The organism is Sphingobacterium sp. Lzh-3 (genome assembly GCF_046764375.1).
Classification (GTDB): Bacteria; Bacteroidota; Bacteroidia; order Sphingobacteriales; family Sphingobacteriaceae; genus Sphingobacterium.
Genome location: NZ_CP177226.1, coordinates 5,284,514 through 5,304,788, shown reverse-complemented (window position 1 = coordinate 5,304,788; position 20,275 = coordinate 5,284,514). Strand labels below are relative to the sequence as shown.

At 40.4% G+C, this 20,275-nt stretch carries 18 protein-coding genes; 9 read left to right on the top strand and 9 right to left on the bottom strand.

What is annotated here, in order from left to right:
* The first annotated feature begins 40 nt into the window (after window positions 1–40).
* Window positions 41–475 carry a T9SS type A sorting domain-containing protein gene (locus ACLCDV_RS22440; RefSeq protein WP_317669549.1) on the top strand — a complete coding sequence of 145 codons (435 nt, stop codon included), beginning with the start codon at window positions 41–43 and terminating at the stop codon, window positions 473–475.
* Between the two features lie 99 nt (window positions 476–574).
* On the opposite strand, the gene ispG is transcribed toward ACLCDV_RS22440, so the two are convergent.
* Entirely contained in the window at window positions 575–2,584 is a 2,010-nt protein-coding gene (gene ispG, locus ACLCDV_RS22435) for a (E)-4-hydroxy-3-methylbut-2-enyl-diphosphate synthase (RefSeq protein WP_411972266.1), read from the bottom strand.
* A 45-nt stretch (window positions 2,585–2,629) separates the two neighbouring features.
* Window positions 2,630–3,577 carry a LiaI-LiaF-like domain-containing protein gene (locus ACLCDV_RS22430; protein WP_411972265.1) on the bottom strand — a complete coding sequence of 316 codons (948 nt, stop codon included), beginning with the start codon at window positions 3,575–3,577 and terminating at the stop codon, window positions 2,630–2,632.
* A gap of 246 nt (window positions 3,578–3,823) precedes the next feature.
* Between ACLCDV_RS22430 and ACLCDV_RS22425 the strand changes: the two genes are divergently transcribed.
* The 3 genes from ACLCDV_RS22425 (at window position 3,824) to ACLCDV_RS22415 (ending at window position 6,339) form a co-directional block, all read left to right on the top strand.
* Window positions 3,824–4,558 carry an MlaE family ABC transporter permease gene (locus ACLCDV_RS22425; protein ID WP_046671950.1) on the top strand — a complete coding sequence of 245 codons (735 nt, stop codon included), beginning with the start codon at window positions 3,824–3,826 and terminating at the stop codon, window positions 4,556–4,558.
* 9 nt (window positions 4,559–4,567) lie between these two features.
* A complete protein-coding gene (locus tag ACLCDV_RS22420) occupies window positions 4,568–5,326 on the top strand; it encodes an ABC transporter ATP-binding protein (RefSeq protein WP_075994183.1) in 759 nt (252 codons plus the stop codon).
* 107 nt (window positions 5,327–5,433) lie between these two features.
* On the top strand, window positions 5,434–6,339 hold the full coding sequence (locus ACLCDV_RS22415) for a class I SAM-dependent methyltransferase (protein WP_411972264.1): 906 nt from the start codon (window positions 5,434–5,436) through the stop codon (window positions 6,337–6,339).
* A gap of 80 nt (window positions 6,340–6,419) precedes the next feature.
* On the opposite strand, the gene ACLCDV_RS22410 is transcribed toward ACLCDV_RS22415, so the two are convergent.
* The 3 genes from ACLCDV_RS22410 to ACLCDV_RS22400 all read right to left on the bottom strand — a co-directional run bounded on the left by ACLCDV_RS22410 (window position 6,420) and on the right by ACLCDV_RS22400 (window position 11,015).
* On the bottom strand, window positions 6,420–8,198 hold the full coding sequence (locus tag ACLCDV_RS22410; protein ID WP_411972263.1) for a hypothetical protein: 1,779 nt from the start codon (window positions 8,196–8,198) through the stop codon (window positions 6,420–6,422).
* An 83-nt stretch (window positions 8,199–8,281) separates the two neighbouring features.
* Window positions 8,282–9,124 carry a formyltetrahydrofolate deformylase gene (gene purU, locus ACLCDV_RS22405; RefSeq protein WP_336838088.1) on the bottom strand — a complete coding sequence of 281 codons (843 nt, stop codon included), beginning with the start codon at window positions 9,122–9,124 and terminating at the stop codon, window positions 8,282–8,284.
* 37 nt (window positions 9,125–9,161) lie between these two features.
* Entirely contained in the window at window positions 9,162–11,015 is a 1,854-nt protein-coding gene (locus tag ACLCDV_RS22400) for a DNA topoisomerase IV subunit B (RefSeq protein ID WP_333577674.1), read from the bottom strand.
* Window positions 11,016–11,182: 167 nt separating this feature from the next.
* On the opposite strand from ACLCDV_RS22400, the gene ACLCDV_RS22395 reads away from it, so the two are divergent.
* Together ACLCDV_RS22395 and ACLCDV_RS22390 are read left to right on the top strand one after the other, a co-directional pair.
* The gene (locus ACLCDV_RS22395) at window positions 11,183–12,337 is read left to right on the top strand and encodes an SPFH domain-containing protein (protein ID WP_317669556.1); all 1,155 of its coding nucleotides are present in this window, start codon (window positions 11,183–11,185) and stop codon (window positions 12,335–12,337) included.
* Between the two features lie 23 nt (window positions 12,338–12,360).
* Window positions 12,361–13,470: a zinc finger domain-containing protein gene (locus ACLCDV_RS22390; RefSeq protein WP_075994177.1), complete on the top strand. Its 1,110-nt coding sequence runs from the start codon at window positions 12,361–12,363 to the stop codon at window positions 13,468–13,470.
* A gap of 72 nt (window positions 13,471–13,542) precedes the next feature.
* On the opposite strand, the gene ACLCDV_RS22385 is transcribed toward ACLCDV_RS22390, so the two are convergent.
* The 4 genes from ACLCDV_RS22385 to ACLCDV_RS22370 all read right to left on the bottom strand — a co-directional run bounded on the left by ACLCDV_RS22385 (window position 13,543) and on the right by ACLCDV_RS22370 (window position 17,171).
* Window positions 13,543–14,538 (bottom strand): hypothetical protein, encoded by a 996-nt coding sequence (locus ACLCDV_RS22385; protein WP_286842889.1) that lies wholly within the window; start codon window positions 14,536–14,538, stop codon window positions 13,543–13,545.
* A gap of 34 nt (window positions 14,539–14,572) precedes the next feature.
* Window positions 14,573–15,682, bottom strand: a complete 1,110-nt coding sequence (locus ACLCDV_RS22380; protein WP_088162938.1) for a hypothetical protein — start codon at window positions 15,680–15,682, stop codon at window positions 14,573–14,575.
* A gap of 10 nt (window positions 15,683–15,692) precedes the next feature.
* The gene (locus ACLCDV_RS22375; RefSeq protein ID WP_286842891.1) at window positions 15,693–16,439 is read right to left on the bottom strand and encodes a hypothetical protein; all 747 of its coding nucleotides are present in this window, start codon (window positions 16,437–16,439) and stop codon (window positions 15,693–15,695) included.
* A gap of 234 nt (window positions 16,440–16,673) precedes the next feature.
* Complete coding sequence (locus ACLCDV_RS22370; protein ID WP_046671961.1) at window positions 16,674–17,171, bottom strand: cupin domain-containing protein; 498 nt, start codon at window positions 17,169–17,171, stop codon at window positions 16,674–16,676.
* A gap of 196 nt (window positions 17,172–17,367) precedes the next feature.
* On the opposite strand from ACLCDV_RS22370, the gene ACLCDV_RS22365 reads away from it, so the two are divergent.
* The 3 genes from ACLCDV_RS22365 to ACLCDV_RS22355 are packed head-to-tail and all read left to right on the top strand — an operon-like array spanning window position 17,368 to window position 20,261.
* The gene (locus ACLCDV_RS22365; protein ID WP_411972262.1) at window positions 17,368–19,593 is read left to right on the top strand and encodes a helix-turn-helix domain-containing protein; all 2,226 of its coding nucleotides are present in this window, start codon (window positions 17,368–17,370) and stop codon (window positions 19,591–19,593) included.
* Window positions 19,594–19,642: 49 nt separating this feature from the next.
* Window positions 19,643–19,870: an AtpZ/AtpI family protein gene (locus ACLCDV_RS22360; RefSeq protein WP_286842900.1), complete on the top strand. Its 228-nt coding sequence runs from the start codon at window positions 19,643–19,645 to the stop codon at window positions 19,868–19,870.
* Window positions 19,863–20,261 carry a hypothetical protein gene (locus ACLCDV_RS22355; RefSeq protein ID WP_411972261.1) on the top strand — a complete coding sequence of 133 codons (399 nt, stop codon included), beginning with the start codon at window positions 19,863–19,865 and terminating at the stop codon, window positions 20,259–20,261. Before ACLCDV_RS22360 ends, ACLCDV_RS22355 begins: the two co-directional genes overlap by 8 nt.
* Window positions 20,262–20,275 lie beyond the last annotated feature (14 nt).

Here is a 20,275-nt window from a genome sequence, read left to right as displayed (position 1 = left end):
GATTAAACCGTAACCAGTATTTGAAGTCTAATTTAACACTATGGGGAGAAATCTACTTAAAGCAGCTTGTTTAACACTTTTATCCGCACTGACATTGTGCAGCGGGGTGTCTCGGGTGTATGCAAAGTCTCCTTATGACCATACTATTGCGCAACATATTTTGGACGGCAGTGAGGCATTCGGGGAAGACAACAACATCAAGGACACAGAGAAACTTATCAATAATGTGAAGGTTTTCTATAATCCGATTGCGGAACAAATAAATCTTTCATTTAAATTGGCAAAATCGTCAAGTGTCTCTATTAAAGTAATGGATGCATTGGGCAATGAGATTCTCCAATTAATGAATGGCAACCTAGATTCGGGAATTCAAAATCTTTCCTTTGAGCATGGCGGAAAATTAACGACAGGGTTTTACTTTGTACGAGTAGTCGCTGGTTCAGAAACTGTGGTGAAAAGATTTTCTGTTCGATAAGAAGATAACATATAATGTAAGTTCATTCGTATACATAAAACAGTAAAGGGAATCATTTGATTCCCTTTACTGTTTTATGTAAAACTTTATTTGTTAATTCTAGTCTTGTTGTATTTCTTCGATCCACAGTCCATCATCTTGAATGATCTTGATCAATTCGTCTAAGGCATGTGCGGAACTTACATTTTTCTTAACGATCTGCTGACCTCTATATAGCGTCACTTTATCAGGTCCCGCTCCAACATAACCATAGTCAGCATCTGCCATTTCTCCAGGTCCATTAACGATACAGCCCATGATGCCAATTTTTAAGCCTTTTAGGTGATTGGTACGGCTACGGATCATCTGTGTAGTTTCTTGGAGATCAAATAAAGTTCTTCCACAGCTTGGGCAGGAAATATATTCTGTCTTGGATATTCTAGATCGTGTTGCCTGTAAAATTCCGAAAGAAAGCGAGGCGATGTTTTCTAATGCCGTTGCCGGAGAGTCTATCCATATTCCTGACCCCAATCCATCGATCAATAATGCACCTAAATCCGTAGCGGCATAAAGCTGTATTTTTGAAATAGGTTCTTCGGGATTCATAAAATCACCAATAGGTCCTGAGAAGTCTTCTTCCAGATAAGAACGTTTGATAATGACTGGATTGTCGATCCCGATTTCCTGCAGGTTTCGGAAGAACTGTCTTTGATCTGCCATACCATGCAGGTACCCTGTCTCTAATATGAACACAACAGTTTTGTCGAGTTGCAAGGATTCAAACAGCGGGGTTAACAAATCTGAATTACAGATTTTGACCATATTCAGGACTTTATCCTTGTTGTCCGACTTTACAAATTCGTCTAAGGTAAAGAGGGGATGAATATTAGTTTGATCGGTAAGTTTTGACCAGGTGTTGTAGTTATATACTTGCTTCAGATTTGCCGGCATGGTAAAGGATGGCAAATTGTCTGCGAGATAGACAAAGTCTACAGACTGCTCACCCATGTGGTATTTATCTAATAGGATATCATAGCGATAGCCAGCTTTGGAAAGGATCTGAGCGTCTTTCAGATTTTCTTTAGAAATGTCGACCACAATCCTTGGTACCAAAGAGCCTCCGATAAAGGTATTAACTTCCTGGCTGGCATAAGGAACATTTGGTGCGTCTGGAGAGAGCTCAACAATCTCTTGTTTGGGTTGACTCTCGATGTTTGCCTTTCTTTTACTGTATCTATTGACAAGTGCTATGGCGACTGGAGCTTCCCGTTCAGGCTCTTCGGTTAACGATACACGTACAGTATCACCGAGCCCATCTTCCAAAAGTGTTCCGATACCAACGGCAGATTTTACACGACCATCTTCACCGTCTCCAGCTTCGGTTACACCGAGATGTAGGGGGTAGTTCATGTTTTCGGAAACCATTTTTTCGACCAGCAACCGATAGGCTTTGACCATGACCTGTGGGTTGGATGATTTCATTGAGATACAGAGATTGTAGAAACTCAGATCTTCACACATCCGGATAAATTCCATGGCAGATTCGACCATCCCTTCGGGGGTGTCGCCGTAATGACTCATGATCCGGTCCGACAGTGAGCCGTGGTTGGTACCAATACGCATAGCGGTACCATTCTCCTTACAGATATTTACAAGCGGAGTGAATTTTTGATAGATGCGCTCTAACTCACGCTTGTATTCTGCATCGGTATAAGATAGCTGATCAAACTTTTTCTTGTCTGCATAGTTACCAGGATTGACTCTTACTTTCTCGACGATACGAGCGGCAACCTCGGCAGCATTTGGTGTAAAATGAATATCAGCAACTAAAGGGACCTTATAGCCTCTTTTGCGAAGTTCATTTTTTATGTTAGCTAAATTTTGTGCTTCTTTAATACTAGGAGCGGTAATACGAACGTATTCGCAGCCCGCCTCAACCATTCGAATGGTCTGTTCAACTGAGCCCATCGTATCCATTGTATCTACTGTAGTCATACTTTGAATACGAATGGGATTATCGCCACCCATGGGAATATCACCGATCTGAATTTCCCTCGTTTTCCATCTCGAATAATCTACCTTGGAATTGCAATAGATTCCAGGTAATGTCAACATATTACTTGTGTCCATATCTAACACAAAGTTAGCTTTTCTTGACTAAAAATTGGCTGTCAATTAATATCTTCTAATTTTTATTGACGCGATGCCACCGTTGATGTCGAAATCGAATTTTTGAGCGGCCGAATCGTAATTTGTCGATTTTACCTCGCCTTCACTTTTTAGGAAATCGCCTTCATAATCTGTTGAGGATAATGCATTGTCGCTTGTAATGCGGCAGGCAGCATTTTTTGGGATGGCGATTTCAATAGAGGAGGCTCCAGCATCCATCGAAATTTTAGTTGTTGCTAGGGGTTGTCCTAATTTTAACTTTAGGCTAGTGGCTCCAGCATCGATATCCAATGCTTCTATTTTGTAGGGTGATAGATCCAAATTGGCATCGATGGCACCTACATCAAAGTTCAGATTCCACAGGATATTGGGGTTTAACGCGATGAAAGTATTATTATTTTTGCTGTTAAAATCCTTGTTTTTGAATTTTCCCTTTAGGTTGATGTCTAATTTGTCTGCGGACTCTCCATGTACAGTTACGCCCAGTAAATATTCTTTTGATGTGTTAAATGCCGAGAAGATTTCTGTCGTAGTGCTACTATCATTTCTTAATGAAGTGGCCCCCAAATCGAGGTTTAAGGTAGCGCTATGGATTTTATCGTCCAACGGTACATTGAGTTTTTCCGTTGTATAATTTGTTTTGTCGTTAGGGTCGTCGATATTGATGTTGACACCTTTGCTTTTCAGTAATTGTGTTAAAATCGGCTCTTTTGGTGTCGACAGCCCTATGTAAGTCAAAAAACCTAAAATCACTACGGTAGAACCAATGGCGACAAACTGTCCAATCTGTTGGTCTTTGGGTACCAGCATACGAATTCCGGCAAGGACGATAAACAGCGGCCAGTATCTAAAAATACCTACCCAATTGAATGAAATTGTGTTGAGCTGTGATAATAATAAGACAACTCCTATAAAGAGAATGGTGATACCAGTTGTTATTCTTCGTGTATTCATAACTAATTCCGTTTGTTAATATGTCTCAAAAGTAAGTCGCTTTGAGAGATACCGTATGAATGTTTAGGCTATTATACATAAAAAATCGGTAAATGTGACTAATTGATCGGTAAGTAATTTCGTTTTTCGTATACTTTTTGGGTTTTCGCTTGTTTATATATTTGCTGGAATTAATTACCTTTAATGGATTACTTGGTTTAGTATAGTCGTAAAATTGGCGTAATACATTGAAATTAAATAGATAATATGATCTTTCATCACATTGGTGCATATCTCATCCTCCTGAAATCAGTTTTTAAAAGACCGGAGAAAGGTCGAATTTATTGGAAGGAAACCGTATTGGCAATGACCGATATTGGTATAGGATCTTTGGGACTTATTGTCATTATTTCTACCTTCATTGGAGCTGTTATGACCATGCAAATTGCCTTTCAGATGGTTTCGGACTTGATCCCAAATTCTATTATTGGTTCGATCAACCGGGATTCAAATATTTTGGAATTGGGACCAACGATTTCGGGGTTAGTTTTAATGGGAAAAATTGGGTCGTCTATATCTTCGCAGATCGGATCCATGCGTGTGACAGAGCAAATTGATGCCTTGGAAATTATGGGGATCAATGCCCCTGGTTATTTGATATTACCCAAAATATTGGCAGGTATTACCATGATTCCGATGTTGGTTATTATTTCCATCGTATGCGCCTTAGTTGGCGGTCTGTTGGGCGGGTCACTTTCGGGTGCTGTGACACAGGCGGATTATATTTTAGGAATTCAGGATGGCTTCAACGGTTTCACGGTGACAGTTGCCCTTGTTAAAGCTGTTGTATTTGGGTTTATTATTACCTCGATATCTGCTTATAAAGGGTATAATGTGAAGGGGGGAGCTTTGGAAGTTGGGCAAGCTAGCACAGAAGCAGTTGTCGTTGGTTGTATAACTATTCTTGCTGCGGATTATGTAATAACCGCATTAATGCTTTAAAAAGATTTTATGATTCAAATCGAAGATATTAACAAGTCATTTGGAGACAATCATGTTCTGAAGGGTATCAGTGCAAATTTCGAACCTGGAAAAGTGAGTTTGATTATTGGAGGGTCAGGTTCGGGAAAGAGTACTTTATTGAAATGTATTGTGGGCCTGCACCAACCGGAAAAAGGAAAGGTGATTTTTGATGGCAAAGATTTTACTCGGATGAATTTTGAAGAGCGTGTTCCTATTCGAAAAGAAATAGGCATGCTTTTTCAAAATTCAGCGCTGTTTGATTCGATGACGGTCGAACAGAATATCATGTTTTCGTTGGACATGTTTACGGAGATGTCCAAAGCGGAAAAATTGGACCGTGCGAATCATTGCTTGGAACAGGTCAATCTGGAGGGAAGAAATAAACTGTTCCCCGCAGAACTTTCGGGGGGGATGAAAAAGCGGGTTGGAATTGCACGTGCAATCAGTATGAACCCCAAATACCTTTTTTGTGATGAACCCAATTCGGGATTAGACCCGGAGACTTCGATTGTTATTGACGAATTGGTGCTAAAAATTACGCAAGAATTGAAATGTACGACGGTCGTTGTTACACATGATATGAATTCTGTGATGGGAATCGGTGAGTATATTTTGTTTCTCTATAAGGGACAAAAATTCTGGGAAGGTTCCAATAAGGATATGATGCGATCGGATGTGGAAGAATTGAACAACTTTGTTTTTGCAAGTCCATTAATGAAAAGTGCTAAGGCATCTATGGGACAATAAGAGGTGAAACTAGGGTTTTAATGCGCTTAGTTTTATGTATTTGATCTGTGTTAGCACCATGCAGATTTCTTTTCTATTGAAATTTAGCTTAGTTTTGTCGGAAAATTTTGATTTTGGCAGCAACAAATATACAACTATTGACCCCACAGCATTGGAAGGACTATGAACTCATTGACTGTGGTGATTTTGAAAAACTGGAACGTTTTGGTGAATTGATCTTAATCAGACCAGAACCTCAGGCTGTATGGCCTAAGGCATTGAGTGATGCGGATTGGAACAAGCGTTACCATATCAAATTCAAAGGTCGTTCGGCTACTTCTGGAGAATGGTTGAAGAAAAATCCGAAGGTCCAGGACCGTTGGCACATCGAATATAAAAATAACGACGTGGCCATCAAATTTAGATTGGGCTTGACATCTTTTAAACACGTCGGGATATTTCCGGAGCAGGCTGTAAATTGGGATTATATTTCGGAATCTGTTCGTTCATTTAAGACAGAGAAACCGAAGGTTCTAAATCTTTTTGCATACACGGGTGGAGCATCTTTAATAGCAAAGGCTGCCGGCGCGGATACAACGCACGTAGATTCGATTAAACAGGTAGTTACCTGGGCTAATGAAAATATGGAAATTTCCAATTTGGATAACATTCGTTGGGTGGTTGAAGATGCTTTGAAGTTTGTAAAACGTGAGCTGAAAAGAGGTAATACGTATAATGGGATTATTTTGGACCCACCGGCATACGGACATGGGCCGAAGGGAGAGAAATGGAAATTGGAAGATCACATTATGGAAATGATGACTGAGGTCGTTCAATTATTGGATCCTAAAGAACATTTCTTGATTTTAAATACGTATTCATTAGGCTTTTCTTCTGTTATTGTTGAAAATTTAATTAAGACGGCTTTTCCAAAAGTGGAAAACTTAGAAATAGGGGAGTTGTTTTTACAAGCAACTGCGGGACCAAAACTTCCACTTGGCGTATTTGGTAAATTTCGCAAAATAGCGAAGTAAGACTTGTCAAAAGATTCTTTGGTAACAACACGGGGTGCTTATTTAAGCGCCCCGTGTTTGTTTTAAGCTATATCAGGGAGTTAAATATGTATGTCTTTTAAACGTAGTGATGCAAGTTCAAGCTGTTTGGGTATCGCTGTGCTGATGTTTTGTGGAATGAGCGATAAATGTTGGGTAAGCTCGTTGTAATAGGTTATTCCAGCTTGTAATTGTGCTTTGAATTTGGCTACATATTTTATCTTTTTATCGTTCATGATATTTTTATTGTCTGTGACATATTTTTGAATATGATCGATATAAAGGTTGAGTTCGTTAATTAAAATAAAAGGTCTGTTATCATTTTCAAAAACTGAAATACGGCCATAGATATGGTCGATCATTTCCCGCAAAGAATATTGTTTTTTGAACCAGACAAGATTTGGGCCTGGGCAGATGGATACAGCGGTCTGTTCTTTGTTCTTCTGGATATTGTACTTGAGATAGGCGGGTGCTGCGAGCCCTTCACAAAGACAGGTTTTCGCTGTAATGGCGTCGAAGGCTTTATCGTATTCCGCAGTGGACAGATTTTGTTTTTGTAGTTCCTGGATCTTTTGGTATTGATATGCGCGTGATGCGGTGCAGATCGGTTTATCACTAAACTCTGTGTTCGAAATAAGGTATTCTTTTTTACAAGGGCTACCGGGGCGTCCTTTTTTTATACGTTCCAGGCGTAGGTACTCCGCGCCACTTTTTCTGAAATTGTTAAAGGGAATTCCCAAGGGAGATGCCCCACTACAGTAGAAGTCTTCTTGCTTGGCAGTTTCCAATGCTTTTAAGGTTTCTTGATCTACCGTGGTTGCTTCGGGAACCATCAGAAATGGGGATCCCCATCCCACGGCATCGAATCCATAATAATTTAACAAGAATTGATGTTCTGAAGCAGTTCCCACACCTCCTTGAACTGTATACTTGATGATGGGGGGAGTTGTTAATGAGCGCTCTTGGGAAGTCCAATATTCGTGGTATATCTCGAAAAGTTCGGTTTTCAGACTTTCTTTTTTCTCTTTAAACTCCTGAAGGATTGGCCCCAGAAGAAAACCATCGGTTGCGAAAGCATGACCACCGCAGTTCAAACCGGATTCTATTCTGAATTCGGATACCCATACACCGCGCTTAGCGAGATATTTTGCCTGGATGAGCGCTGATCGAAAGTCACTTACTTTCAAAACGATCTTTTTGTCAAATAAACCCTCACTATTGGGGAAGAAAGCCGGTAACTCAGCGAGGTAAGCGTATAGGTGTGGATTCATCCCTGCGGAAAGGATAAGAGAGGAATGCAGGGTGGAATTGGCAAAACCTCGTAAGGCTGCTGAAGCATCCGAATAACGTTGATCCAATAGGTTACCATCCTGGTAATTCATTTTATCTACTTTGGACATAATATTAACATCGATGTCTCCCGCTTTGAGGTAATTGATCAATAGATCTTGGAGCTCCGTTTTAATCGCGCGATTGCTTTCAATCTCCATCGCATGATAAATTGGCTTTGAAGGATGTGAATCGGGTAAAAGCTGAAAATATTTGGTAAGTTCTGAATTTTCGGTAAAGGGTTGACGCTTTAAGGCCTCGATTTGCCTATTGACCACAAACTGTACAAGATTGAGATAGGCCGTAATTCTTTTTGCTCGGTAATCGTCTTCTGTTTTAGCGATCGGATGATAAGAGATTTGATATTGTCCGCAGTAATAGCGGCGCATGCGCTCGATTAGTTCATCGTCAACAATAGACATTACGGATGAGATACCGTATTGTGCGACCTTAAGTGCGGAGTCGATGGAGAAAGCTAAGCCTAATACGGGGATATGAAAAGTATGCGTCATTCTTAAATATTTCTTTTACGAAATAATGGAGAATAACGCTGAAAAAAAGTAATGATTGTTTTATGTGGAAATGATTGTAATCACTATTCAAATACAATTGTCTTGTAATCGTTGCGCATCACACGATCTTCGCTAAGGAGACGAATTGCTCTGCTCAAAACAGCCTTTTCTATTTCTTTTCCGGCAGTTACCATATCTTTTACAGTATAGGTGTGGTTGACATGTCGTATATCCTGTACGATGATGGGGCCCTCATCGAGTTGGTCGGTAACGAAATGCGCTGTGGCGCCGATGATCTTAACGCCTCTTGCATGAGCCTGCTTGTACGGGTTGGCGCCAATAAAAGCGGGGAGAAATGAATGGTGTATGTTGACCAGTTTATTCTCAAAGGTACTGACAAACTTAGGGGACAAGATCCGCATGAACTTCGCTAAAATAATATAATCGAAATGATAGTTTTGAATTTGTGCAATCAGCTGTTTTTCGAATGTTTCCTTTGTTAGGTTTTCATGCGAGATACAATGAAATGGGATATCGAACTTTTCCGTAAAGGAGCGTAGTGATTCATAATTACCAATTACTGCTTGCACCTCCGCTCCCCATGTTTCGAAGTGTTGTCTTACTAAGATATCGGCAAGGCAGTGGTGCTCTTTGGTCACGAGGACGACGATTTTTTTGCGGTTATTGGGGTTTATCTGTATCTGAGCGGATGGAGGAAGTACTTCGGCAAGGGAATCGGAAAGCTGTTTCTGCTCAGACATGAGCCCGTGACACACGACACGCACGAAAAATTTGTTGGCTTCTTCATCCACATATTCACGCATGGTGACAATATTGAGTTGATATTTTGCTAGCGTATTTGAAATGTTGGCGACCAATCCAACGGCATCTTGACATTGGATCAGAATTAAGGTTTGGTTGTGCATGAAAGGTGGTTGTAGGTTGCTAAAAAAGCGGGTTATTTTAACCCGCTTTTTTTGTTAGTTCTTCTTCAAGGTCAACTTCAACACGTAGATTTTCGACAATATGTTTTTGTCGGTCTGGTGTGTTTTTGCCCATGTAATATTCTAATAACTGTTGAATTTTATTGTCTTTGGACAAGATAACCGGATCAAGGCGGATATCTTTTCCGATAAATAATCCAAATTCGGAAGGTGATATCTCACCTAAACCTTTGAATCGGGTAATTTCAGGCTTAGCGCCTAATTTTGCGATTGCTTTTTGTCGTTCTTCATCGGAATAGCAATAGATCGTTTCCTTCTTGTTGCGGACACGGAAAAGCGGTGTCTGTAAGATGGAAACGTGACCGGCTTTGACAAGGTCTGGAAAAAACTGCAAGAAAAATGTCAATAACAACAGACGGATGTGCATTCCATCGACGTCGGCATCGGTAGCGATAACGATATTGTTGTAGCGTAATCCATCGAGACCGTCTTCAATATTAAGCGCGTGTTGTAAGAGGTTAAATTCTTCGTTTTCATAAACGATCTTTTTGGACATGCCGTAGGAGTTTAACGGTTTTCCTTTTAAGCTGAAAACTGCTTGAGTCTGCACATCCCGCGATTTGGTAATTGAACCAGATGCAGAATCCCCCTCAGTGATAAACAAAGTTGTCTCTTGGTTACGTTCATTTTTATCACTGAAGTGCACTTTACAGTCACGTAGTTTACGATTGTGCAAAGAAGCTTTCTTCGCTCTTTCGTTGGCGAGTTTTTTGATACCGGCGATATCCTTACGTTCACGTTCTGATTGGAGAATACGTTTTTGAAGGGCATCAGCTGTTGTCGGATTTTTATGTAGGTAATCATCCAATGCTTTTTTGACAAAGTCATTGATAAATCCTCTTACAGTAGGACCTTCCGGGCCTACACTTTGAGATCCTAGCTTTGTTTTCGTCTGTGATTCAAAAACAGGTTCCTGCACTTTGATCGCGATGGCACCGATGATTGATGAACGAATATCCGATGCGTCAAATTCTTTTTTGTAGAACTCGCGGATTGTTTTGACAATTGCTTCACGGAAGGCAGCCTGGTGTGTTCCACCTTGCGTGGTATGCTGACCGTTGACAAAAGAATAATATTCTTCTCCGTACTGCTGGCCGTGAGTCATCGCGATTTCAATATCATCCCCCCGTAAGTGAATAATCGGATAGCGCATGGATTCAGCATCAATATTTCGTTCCAATAGATCTTTTAGTCCGTGCTCAGAAATAAACTTTTGACCATTAAAGTTGATCGTAAGTCCTGAGTTTAGAAAAACATAGTTCCAGATCATGTTTTCAACAAATTCAGGCCTATATTTATAATTCCGGAAAATAGAATCGTCGGGGTAAAATGTTACGGCTGTACCATTTCGTTGTGTTGTATCCTTTTGTTCATCGTTGACTAATTCTCCTTTGGAGAATTGGGCGATGCGCGTTATGTTTTGACGATATGACTGTACGGTAAACTGACTGGACAAAGCATTTACGGCTTTTGTACCGACACCATTTAAACCAACGGACTTTTGGAAAGCCTTACTATCATATTTACCACCTGTATTGATTTTAGAAACAACATCAACCACAGAACCAATTGGAATACCACGTCCATAATCGCGTACGGAAACTTTATTTTCGTTTACCGTGATATCAATAATTTTACCAGCGCCCATAACAAACTCATCAATCGAGTTGTCAACGACCTCTTTCAATAAAACATAGATACCATCATCATAGGCCGAACCGTCCCCTAATTTTCCAATGTACATTCCCGGACGAAGGCGAATATGCTCTTTCCAATCCAGGGACCTAATGCTGTCTTCGTTATATGTACTCATAAATTAATGTAGAACTTAGCTAACAAAAGTAAAAAAAATAAACTATGATAAGTAGTTTAAAAGGCTAAATTTTTTAGATATCGATCGTTTGCGTGCTGCTGGAGAAAATTGCCGGTTTGCTGGGAAATGTTTACATTTAGTGTAAGTAATTGTAACGAGAATAATTTATGGGATTATTTGATAAAATTAGGAATGAGTTTGTCGATATTATCGAATGGGTCGATAATAGCACAGATACGATTGTGTGGAAGTTTCCACGGTATCAGAATGAAATAAAAATGGGTGCGCAGTTGACTGTGCGGGAAGGGCAGGCTGCGGTATTTTTGAATGAAGGTGTGGTTGCGGATGTTTTTCAGCCTGGTCGCTATGAATTGACAACACAGAATATGCCGATCATGACAACCATCAGAGGTTGGAAATACGGGTTCAATAGCCCATTCAAAGCCGATGTCTATTTTGTCAACCTTCGACAATTTGTCAATCAGAAATGGGGAACCAAAAATCCGATTATGCTGCGGGATCCTGAATTTGGACCAATTCGACTTCGGGCTTTCGGTAATTTCTCCTTTCAGGTGAAGGACGTTACTGTTTTTATGAAACAGCTGGTTGCGACGACGCCTGTTTTTACTGTTGAAGATATCACAGAGCAACTTCGAAATATTGCGGTATCGCGTGGGATGGATGCTATTGCTGAGTCGAAGATACCAGCCTTAGACCTCGCATCCAACTATGATGAAGTTTCGGCTTTGATACAACAAAAAATTGGGGTTGATTTTGATGAGTTGGGTTTGAGCTTAACGAAATTCTTAATCGAAAATATTTCATTCCCAGAAGAGGTGGAAAAGGCGCTTGATAAGCGAAGCAGTATGGGGGTCGTTGGTAATCTAGGGGCATATGCCCAATTTCAAGCGGCTAATTCCATGGAGAAAGCTGCTGAGAATCCCAATAGTGGGGGGATCGTAGGTGCTGGATTTGGTGCTGGGCTGGGAGCAGGAATGGTTGGTCAAATGGGTAATGTATTTCAGCAAAACAGTTTTGATGGGAATAATCCTACTGGTATGGGCTCAGCTGCTGTAGCTTCGTCTACCGGAGCCGTTGGACCACCTCCATTGCCCAAAACGGTAGCCTATTACCTGGCCATTAAAGGTAAGCAGGAAGGGCCATTTGATCCGGAACAGCTGCGCGGTCTTGTAAAAGAGGGGACGATGACACTTGCCACCTTGGTTTGGAAAGAGGGACTTGAAAACTGGATCGAGGCTGAAAAGGTAGGCGAATTAAAGGATCTGTTTTCGCAGAACCCGCCACCGATACCAGGAGTTTAGGATAAAACGGACGACCGAGTTTTATGAGTTTTGAAGAAAAAACCTCCGAAATAGAGCAGGGGTTAAAATGCCAGGGCTGTGGTGCTATCTTGACTTATCAGCCCGGTACTTCCTATTTAGAGTGTTCCTATTGTGGAACTAGGAATGAAATAGCGGATCAGCTACCGGAAGATGGGCATATTGAATCTACAGATTATAAAGTTTTTGGACAAGCAATGGAAGGAGTCGCCGATGAGCGCTATAGCTATTTGGCTGAAGTCGTGCATTGCAGTAACTGTGGTGCAAACTCGCGTTTGAATCCTCATGTTACGGCAGATTTATGTGCTTTTTGTGCTTCACCTTTGGTAATTGACCATCAGCAAAAGCGTATTGTGAAGCCACATGGTCTTGTTCCCTTTTCCGTTGATTACAAAAATGCTTTTGGGTTATTGACACAATGGGCCGGTAAGATATGGTTCGCTCCGAATGACTTTAAGCGAATTTTTAATTCAAGAAATGATCGTTTAAAAGGAGTGTATATACCATTTTGGTCCTATGATGCAGATGTACATTCTGATTATGTGGGGTCACGTGGCGAGTATTATTATGTGACGCGTACAAGACGTAATTCGGATGGTGAGACGGAAGAATACGAAGAAAGACGAACAAATTGGTATCCAGCTTCAGGTAGTATCTATAGTCAATTTAAGGATATTGTCATTTCGGGATCAACATCTCTTCCCGAAAAGTTCTCTGATAAAATCGGACCTTGGAATTTGGGCTATCTAAAACCTTTCAATGAGCAATATTTAAGTGGCTTTATCGCTGAAACTTTTAGTGTGGATCATGTAAAAGCGGCGGAGACTGCCCGGACAATAATGGATCGGGAAATCGAACGCCAGGTTGAGAATGACATCGGTGGTGATACACAGGATATTGATTCTATTGATAGCGATTTTAAATCCATTAAATTGAAGTATATTCTTTTACCTGTGTGGTTATCAGCTTATCAGTACAAAGGAAAGAGTTATCAGATCATGGTCAATGCATTTAACGGTAAAGTTTATGGACAACGACCTTATAGCTTTTGGAAAATTGCTTTTTTGGTATTGGCGATCATTATTGTTTTATATCTCTTGAGTTTTATGGGATAACAAAAAAGGTTAAAAAAAAGCGCTGTTCCCAATAAAAGAGAACAGCGCTTTTTTTAATGCTAATCGTCTTGACTATTTGTTTAGTGAAAGTAGGAATCCGATCGTGAAATTGGCATCCCAATCAAATACGAAAGTGTCGCAATTGGTTGCATCTTTAATTGCTTTATAGATGTTGACACCGCTTTTTGTTTTTATTTTATCTGTTTTGTAAGATGCTGGATCGTTCAAAACCGTAAAACGCTCTTCACCTTGGCGTGTCTGCGATGCTAATTCAAAAGGAACCCCGCCTATAATAAAACAAACCTCTCTTTTATTTGACGGAATTTTCTCGCCTAATTTTTTTACTTCTGTATAGACCGCGTCATCTTTAAGGTCTTTTTCATAATATTTTGCACCAGGTGCTTCTACCGATTTTGTGTCACCGTCAATCCAGGAAATTTTAGTATTACCGGAGCCTATGTCAACAACAAATGAATTATCTTCGTAAGCTTTCGGCAGGACAGATTTTAATGCTAATTTTCCTTCTTGCTCTGCTGTAACCAGGTTGACCACAAAGCCCATTTTTCTTAGTTCAGCACTGATAACTGAAGTTTTAGGTTCTTTCTGGGCTCCGGAGCTAATGACGAAATGTATGTTTTTGGATTTGACGCCTTTGTCGAGCATCATGCCTATATAATCTTTTAATCCTTTACGGATGTCTTCCGTATTTGCCAATCCTTCGTATGCAAATGACTTTCCAAAGTCTTTGGAAATGATCTCCCAGCGATTTTCTTTGTCCATATTGACGACAAAGGAATTGAAACCCGAAGCGCCCACTTCAACGACACCCTTGTATTCGCCGTCGATTGGTTTTTCGGGTTGATAGTTGAATGAACGAGTCGTTTCTGAGCCTGATGAAGGTGCGGCCGCATGACCATTATTGCTTGTTGAATCTGTTGTTTGGACTGTCGAATTAGCATCAAATTTGCCCGATTGAATGGCCCAATAACCGATTGCGAGAATAGGTAAGGCGATGATAATTGCTTTGATTGGCCATCTTAATCTTGCCCATGTTGATTTTTCTTCCATAATGTTCGTATAATAAGTTTGATTTTAGTTAATGTTAATCGAGTAATGTAAATCCTTTATCTACTTTTTCTTCGGGTTTGAGTTCATAGCTGGCATCGGCCATTTGTGTTACGTTTAATACATTTAGATTACGTTCGTCAACTTTGCGGATAAACTCTTCCAGTTCACCTTGAGTAGGCGTGCCACCCACGGTGATGTTGTTGTTTTGATCCAAGAAATCAAGATTCGATCGGATAGAGGCAATATTTTGACTGATGGCACCTGTTGCTGCATTCATGGCCTCTTGAAATGCCCAGCCATCTTTAATATTGAACACATCGGCTAGGCCATCGGTGGCATTTTTCATCTTTTGAGTGGCTTCTAGCTTCTTGGAAATAATAGAAATGCTGCTATCCAAGGTGCTGACATAGATACGCGCTGCGCTTTCATTATCTTTTAGAACTTCCAATACTTTTGCAAATTGATTGGCATATTGTACGTAACTGCGCGCATTTTGCTCTTCAGATTCACCTTCTTTTCCCAATAGAAATGCTTTGGTACGTGTTTCTTTGGCATCTCTTGCATAAGCATTTGCCTTCTCTGCATTATTTTTGCTCGTTTCCTCCTTTGATTTCTCGTCGAGATTGGCCGCTTCAGCGGTGAAACGTTTCGCATAGGTGTACTTCTCTTCGGCTGTTTTTTGAGCAGTTTCACCGCTTTGAATCATGTCGATGCGGACACCGTCTACATTGCTGATTTTTTCCTTCACACGTTTCAGGGTGTCTTTTGCATCTCTTGATAACAGTTGTAAGGTTTCGATAGGGTTATTTCTAATGATGGATTTTTCACCTTTAAAAAGTAGGACGGTACCCAGTCGGTGCAATAGCGCAATGATCTTTGGGGCTAGCAATAGTAAGGTAATCAGGATTATACTGAATATCACAAAAAGTATACTTTTTCCGGCATATTCCAGCATAATCGGTAAGTACTTGAAAAAAGCAAAGGCTCCGCCAAGTAAAAGCGCCCAAAAGAAGATCGATGAAGCTGTCTTCTTCGCTTCTGGTGATTTTAATTGTGCAGGCAAATGATCGCCCAGTACTTGAAATATCGGAAGTTGCGTTTTTATCTCAGCGGGAATATTAACATACTGATCTTTTCTTTCCATTGATTTATTTTTATGTTATTGATTGATTAATCATATGCAAGGCAGTGTTGATTTCGGTGACCACTTCATCAACGGCCGCGTTGCCGATGTTTATTTTTTGTTCGATATCTTTAATTCTTGGTTCGTACTTTTCATTAATTTGACCCAAAGCGAGTTGTTTTTTCTGTAGGTCATCTTGCAATTTGGCGATATTCTCCGTTATTGTTTTGATTTCAGTGTTCAGATTTGCAATCTCCATGGTTCGGTCTTGTTCAGTCTTTTTCTTTTCAGCCTGTTTTTGTTCCGATTCTTTGGCAATGGTTTCTTTCAATTTATTAGCATAATTTGTGCCAGTTGCTACCAGTTTATCCTTGGTTAACGAACTGTCTACAAATTTCAGTGAAGTATAGGCTGCTTTTAATGTGTTTTCCTCTACTTTTCCCATTGCGGCAGCAGCATTCCATACTTCGAAAAAATCTACACCCTGTTCGTTGAGTTTTTCAAGAATGGCATAGACCTTTAATTTCATTTCTTTGAGGTCGGTTGTTCCGTCATTGGCTGTTATTGGGATTGGGGGCGGTGTTTTTCCAGTTGGAGCCTGGGCCGTGGGCGATGAATATGCCGGTGGTACAGCGGGGCTTTCTGGAGCAGCGCTAGTAGCTGGCGCCGGAGGGGCTTGTGCCGGTGGCGTTTGCTTTGGCTGATCGTCCTCAAAAATTAATTTCTTCAGACTGTTTAATATACTGGATCCTCTTTTAGTATCGTCGTTGCTCATCATGTCATAGTTGATTATATCTCTACTAAAATAATAAAAATTAATATTCTCTTCTAATGAATTGCGTTATGGAACATCTGAAATGGACATGGGGTGGAGGAGCTTGGATAAAAGCGATGAAATGCAAAGTAGGGAGAGTGAATCAGCTGCTATGGCACTTTATGTTGGGGTAAAAACAAAGATTCCCAATTGTTGATTGGGAATCTTTGTTTGGGCGGTAACGGTCCTGTGGGACTATTATCTGCCAAAATCATCTTGTACGCGAACAATATCGTCTTCGTCAGAAGGATTGTTGGCATCTGTGTGCTGCCAGATCTCTGCCAAGATACCGAAGCCGTCCAATCCGATTAAACGGTGACGTTGTCCTTGGCGTAATCTGATTGTTTCTCCCTCTTTCAATGTTGAAACAACCGATTCTTCATCTGTGTCAGAAACCATAACGCCTACGTTACCTTGGATAACTCGCCAGATTTCGGCACGACGGTGGTGATATTGCCATGAAAGTCTTTTCTCTGGTGCGACAATTAAAATTTTTGGGCTTAATTTTCCTGAAATTCTTAATTCTTGTACATCCATTCCGCCGAAGTACTCATCGGCAAATTCTTGTGCTTGGGATTCGTCGATAACGAAAAATCCTCCCCAAGGGCGTGCAGCATCTGATTTATCAATACGAAAACCTTTGGATGTCAGCATTTCCTGTACTTTTTCAAACAATGCGATTTTATCTATAGCCATATTAAAAATTCTAAAAATTTGTTATTCGTTAATTCAGTTGCTAAATATAAAAAAAATCCATTAATATTTTAAGTTAACCGTTTTAGCTTTATCTAAATCCGTTATAATGGAGCTGTTTTGGATATCTCTAGCTATAATATGTCGCGTGAAGTTAAAAATGAAATTGCTAATTTTGTGATCAATCTAATTTCAGGATATGTCAAACTTTCAAGTCGATCGGGAAAATACTGCATTTATGCAGGCTGTTGCTTTTGTTAACCAAACGAACCAAAACATATTTATAACAGGAAAGGCTGGTACAGGAAAAACGACGTTCTTGAAGTATATCCGTGAGCATAGCTACAAGAAGATGGCTATTACGGCACCCACGGGCGTGGCTGCGATGAATGCGGGCGGAACCACTTTACATTCTTTATTTTGGCTTCCATTTGGAACCTTTATTGAAGATTATGAGTTACGTTGGGACGAGCAGGATAGTCATATTTACAATAAATCACGTTTATTCAGTACGATTAAACTGACCAAGCAGCGCAGGGCTATCTTGCAGGAACTTGAGCTTTTGGTGATTGATGAGGTCTCAATGGTCCGTGCAGATACATTGGATGCGATTAATGTGATTCTGCAATCTGTTCGTCGCGATATGCGACCTTTTGGTGGGTTACAAGTATTGTTTATCGGAGATTTATATCAGTTGCCACCAGTAGTGAAAGATGCCGAATGGAATGTTTTACGGGATCATTATTCTTCTGTTTTCTTCTTTAACGCTAAAATTTTAAGGGATAATCCGTTGGTGATGTTAGAGCTTAATAAAATCTATCGTCAGCAAGATGAGGGTTTTATTTCCATTTTGAATGCCATACGAAACAATCAGTGTACAAGTGATATGCTAACGACCTTAAATGGTTATTATCAACAGGACTTTGTTCCAAATGAAGAGGATCAGTATATTACATTGACCTCCCATAATCGAAATGCTGATGAAATAAACGGAGCCAAGTTGGCATCATTATCGGGGAAAATGTTAAATCTTAAGGCTGTTGTCAAAGATGATTTTGCGCAGGGTTCCTACCCTGCTGAAGAAACGTTATCCTTAAAGATAGGGGCACAGGTGATGTTTATTCGAAACGATTCGGGAGATGAGCGTAAATATTACAATGGAAAGATTGGTACGGTAAAGGACATCGATACGATGCAGGGCACAGTAACGGTTACATTTCCTGATGGGTCGGAATCTGTTACGGTAAAAAGGGAGACCTGGGAGAATATTCGGTATAATTACGATAAGGGGCAAGATCAGATTAAGGAGGAGATATTGGGTACATTTTCGCAATTTCCACTTCGACTGGCCTGGGCTATCACCATTCATAAAAGCCAGGGTTTAACTTTTCAAAAAGCGATTATTGACGCAGGTACCTCTTTTGCTGCGGGACAGGTGTACGTTGCACTGAGCCGTTTAACGAGTTTAGATGGGCTTGTATTAAAATCGATCATCCCGTCTTATGCCATCCGTACCGATTACCAAGTTGTCGAATTTGCGCAGCGTGCTCAGGGACAGGCTGATGTAAATGAGATTCTAGAGCAATGCCAGCGGAATTATCTTGGCCAGATTTTAATGCACGGTTTCCGTTGGGACGGTCTATTGGCCGAAACTTCTGAATTACTGAAATCACTTGAGGAGCGTAATATTGATGGAAAGGAACAAGCAGTACTATTTTTTCAACAATTGGTCAAGCACCTTCAGACCCAGGAGAAAGTTGCACATAAGTTTATTGTCGTATTGTATGATTTGTTGCGGGATAAAAACGCGATCGACTATGATGTAATTTGTGAACGTTCTACTGCTGCGGTCAATTGGTTTTTACCGAAAATGGATGTAGATCTGATTGAGGCCTTAACTAAACATATCGAAGAGTACCAGATACGAAAACGTACGAAGAAATATATTGACGAGTTAAAAGCACTGTTGCTTGATTACAAGCGAAAACGCGAGCAGTTGCAACACTGTCTGCTTATTGCCGATACGCTTTCAAAACGGGAAGATTTTCAAACAGCGATGCTCGATGTTGCTGCCAGTGTGAAGACCAAAGAAAAAGATGAATTGGCTGCGCAAAATGCAGATGAAGAGGGGCCTAAAAAGTTGGATACAAAGGAGGTTTCCTTAGAAATGTTTAAGGATGGGATGAGCATTGCTGATATAGCGGTTAAGCGCGGGATGGTTGCCGGTACGATATATGGGCACCTGATTAACTTTGTGGGTGCCGAAGTGGAAGCAACAGAGTTGATCGCGCAGGAGAAGTTGGATCGTATTCTTGGTGTGATACGTGCAAACCCGGATAAATCCTCTTCAGAACTTAAAATGCTTTTGGGGGCAGATATTGATTATCCGGATATTAAAATTGGACAAAAAGTTTTGGGATTGTAGTGGATAAGGATTTATGATGTATATTTGTCAACCTTTTATTATAAGCTAATTGAAAGAGGAGAAAACCAATAAGAAAATTAACAAATGGATTGTATTTACTTCCATGCCTATTCAAATGGGTGTGACAATCTATTTATTTTATTGGGTGGGAACTTGGTTGGACAATAAATATGCGATTGCTGGTGAATGGGGGATGAAGGGATTAACACTTTTGGGGGTGATTGTATCTTTGTATCAGTTCATCAGGCAGGCAAATCAAATTAATAAAAATGAATAGTTATCTGAAAAGCGTATTTGTACTGCTGATCGTTTTTGCGGCAAGTTTTGCTGCGCATTATCTCGTGATATCCGGAATGAACACAGAGGGATACTGGGCTCAAACGTCCTACAGTCTTGTGGGGATGTATACTTTTGGCGTCTGTTCTTCTTTGCTGGCTGCGGTTTTGATCTTTTTTGCGAACTGGTCCATGCCGGAGAAATTAGGTGTAATATTTCTAGGGCTCGTGCTACTGAAAGCTGTCGCGGGGTATATTTATATAAAGGACGGGCTAAAGACCGTTGAAAACAACTTTATCGAATATAACTTTTTGGTGGTATTTTTCATCGCTTTGTTTGTGGATGTATACATCGCTTTTAGCGCTTTAAATCAAGTAGATAAAAAGGTTTAAACTATTTTTGGAAA

Excerpts from the sequence above, each read along its gene's own strand:
- ACLCDV_RS22425 (WP_046671950.1), top strand. The coding sequence starts at position 3,824 with ATGATCTTTCATCACATTGGTGCATATCTCATCCTCCTGAAATCAGTT.
- ACLCDV_RS22380 (WP_088162938.1), bottom strand. The coding sequence starts at position 15,682 with ATGGAAAGAAAAGATCAGTATGTTAATATTCCCGCTGAGATAAAAACG.
- ACLCDV_RS22430 (WP_411972265.1), bottom strand. The coding sequence starts at position 3,577 with ATGAATACACGAAGAATAACAACTGGTATCACCATTCTCTTTATAGGA.
- purU (WP_336838088.1), bottom strand. The coding sequence starts at position 9,124 with ATGCACAACCAAACCTTAATTCTGATCCAATGTCAAGATGCCGTTGGA.
- ACLCDV_RS22370 (WP_046671961.1), bottom strand. The coding sequence starts at position 17,171 with ATGGCTATAGATAAAATCGCATTGTTTGAAAAAGTACAGGAAATGCTG.
- ispG (WP_411972266.1), bottom strand. The coding sequence starts at position 2,584 with ATGGACACAAGTAATATGTTGACATTACCTGGAATCTATTGCAATTCC.
- ACLCDV_RS22385 (WP_286842889.1), bottom strand. The coding sequence starts at position 14,538 with ATGGAAGAAAAATCAACATGGGCAAGATTAAGATGGCCAATCAAAGCA.
- ACLCDV_RS22410 (WP_411972263.1), bottom strand. The coding sequence starts at position 8,198 with ATGACGCATACTTTTCATATCCCCGTATTAGGCTTAGCTTTCTCCATC.
- ACLCDV_RS22355 (WP_411972261.1), top strand. The coding sequence starts at position 19,863 with ATGAATAGTTATCTGAAAAGCGTATTTGTACTGCTGATCGTTTTTGCG.
- ACLCDV_RS22420 (WP_075994183.1), top strand. The coding sequence starts at position 4,568 with ATGATTCAAATCGAAGATATTAACAAGTCATTTGGAGACAATCATGTT.
- ACLCDV_RS22365 (WP_411972262.1), top strand. The coding sequence starts at position 17,368 with ATGTCAAACTTTCAAGTCGATCGGGAAAATACTGCATTTATGCAGGCT.
- ACLCDV_RS22375 (WP_286842891.1), bottom strand. The coding sequence starts at position 16,439 with ATGATGAGCAACGACGATACTAAAAGAGGATCCAGTATATTAAACAGT.
- ACLCDV_RS22400 (WP_333577674.1), bottom strand. The coding sequence starts at position 11,015 with ATGAGTACATATAACGAAGACAGCATTAGGTCCCTGGATTGGAAAGAG.
- ACLCDV_RS22390 (WP_075994177.1), top strand. The coding sequence starts at position 12,361 with ATGAGTTTTGAAGAAAAAACCTCCGAAATAGAGCAGGGGTTAAAATGC.
- ACLCDV_RS22440 (WP_317669549.1), top strand. The coding sequence starts at position 41 with ATGGGGAGAAATCTACTTAAAGCAGCTTGTTTAACACTTTTATCCGCA.
- ACLCDV_RS22395 (WP_317669556.1), top strand. The coding sequence starts at position 11,183 with ATGGGATTATTTGATAAAATTAGGAATGAGTTTGTCGATATTATCGAA.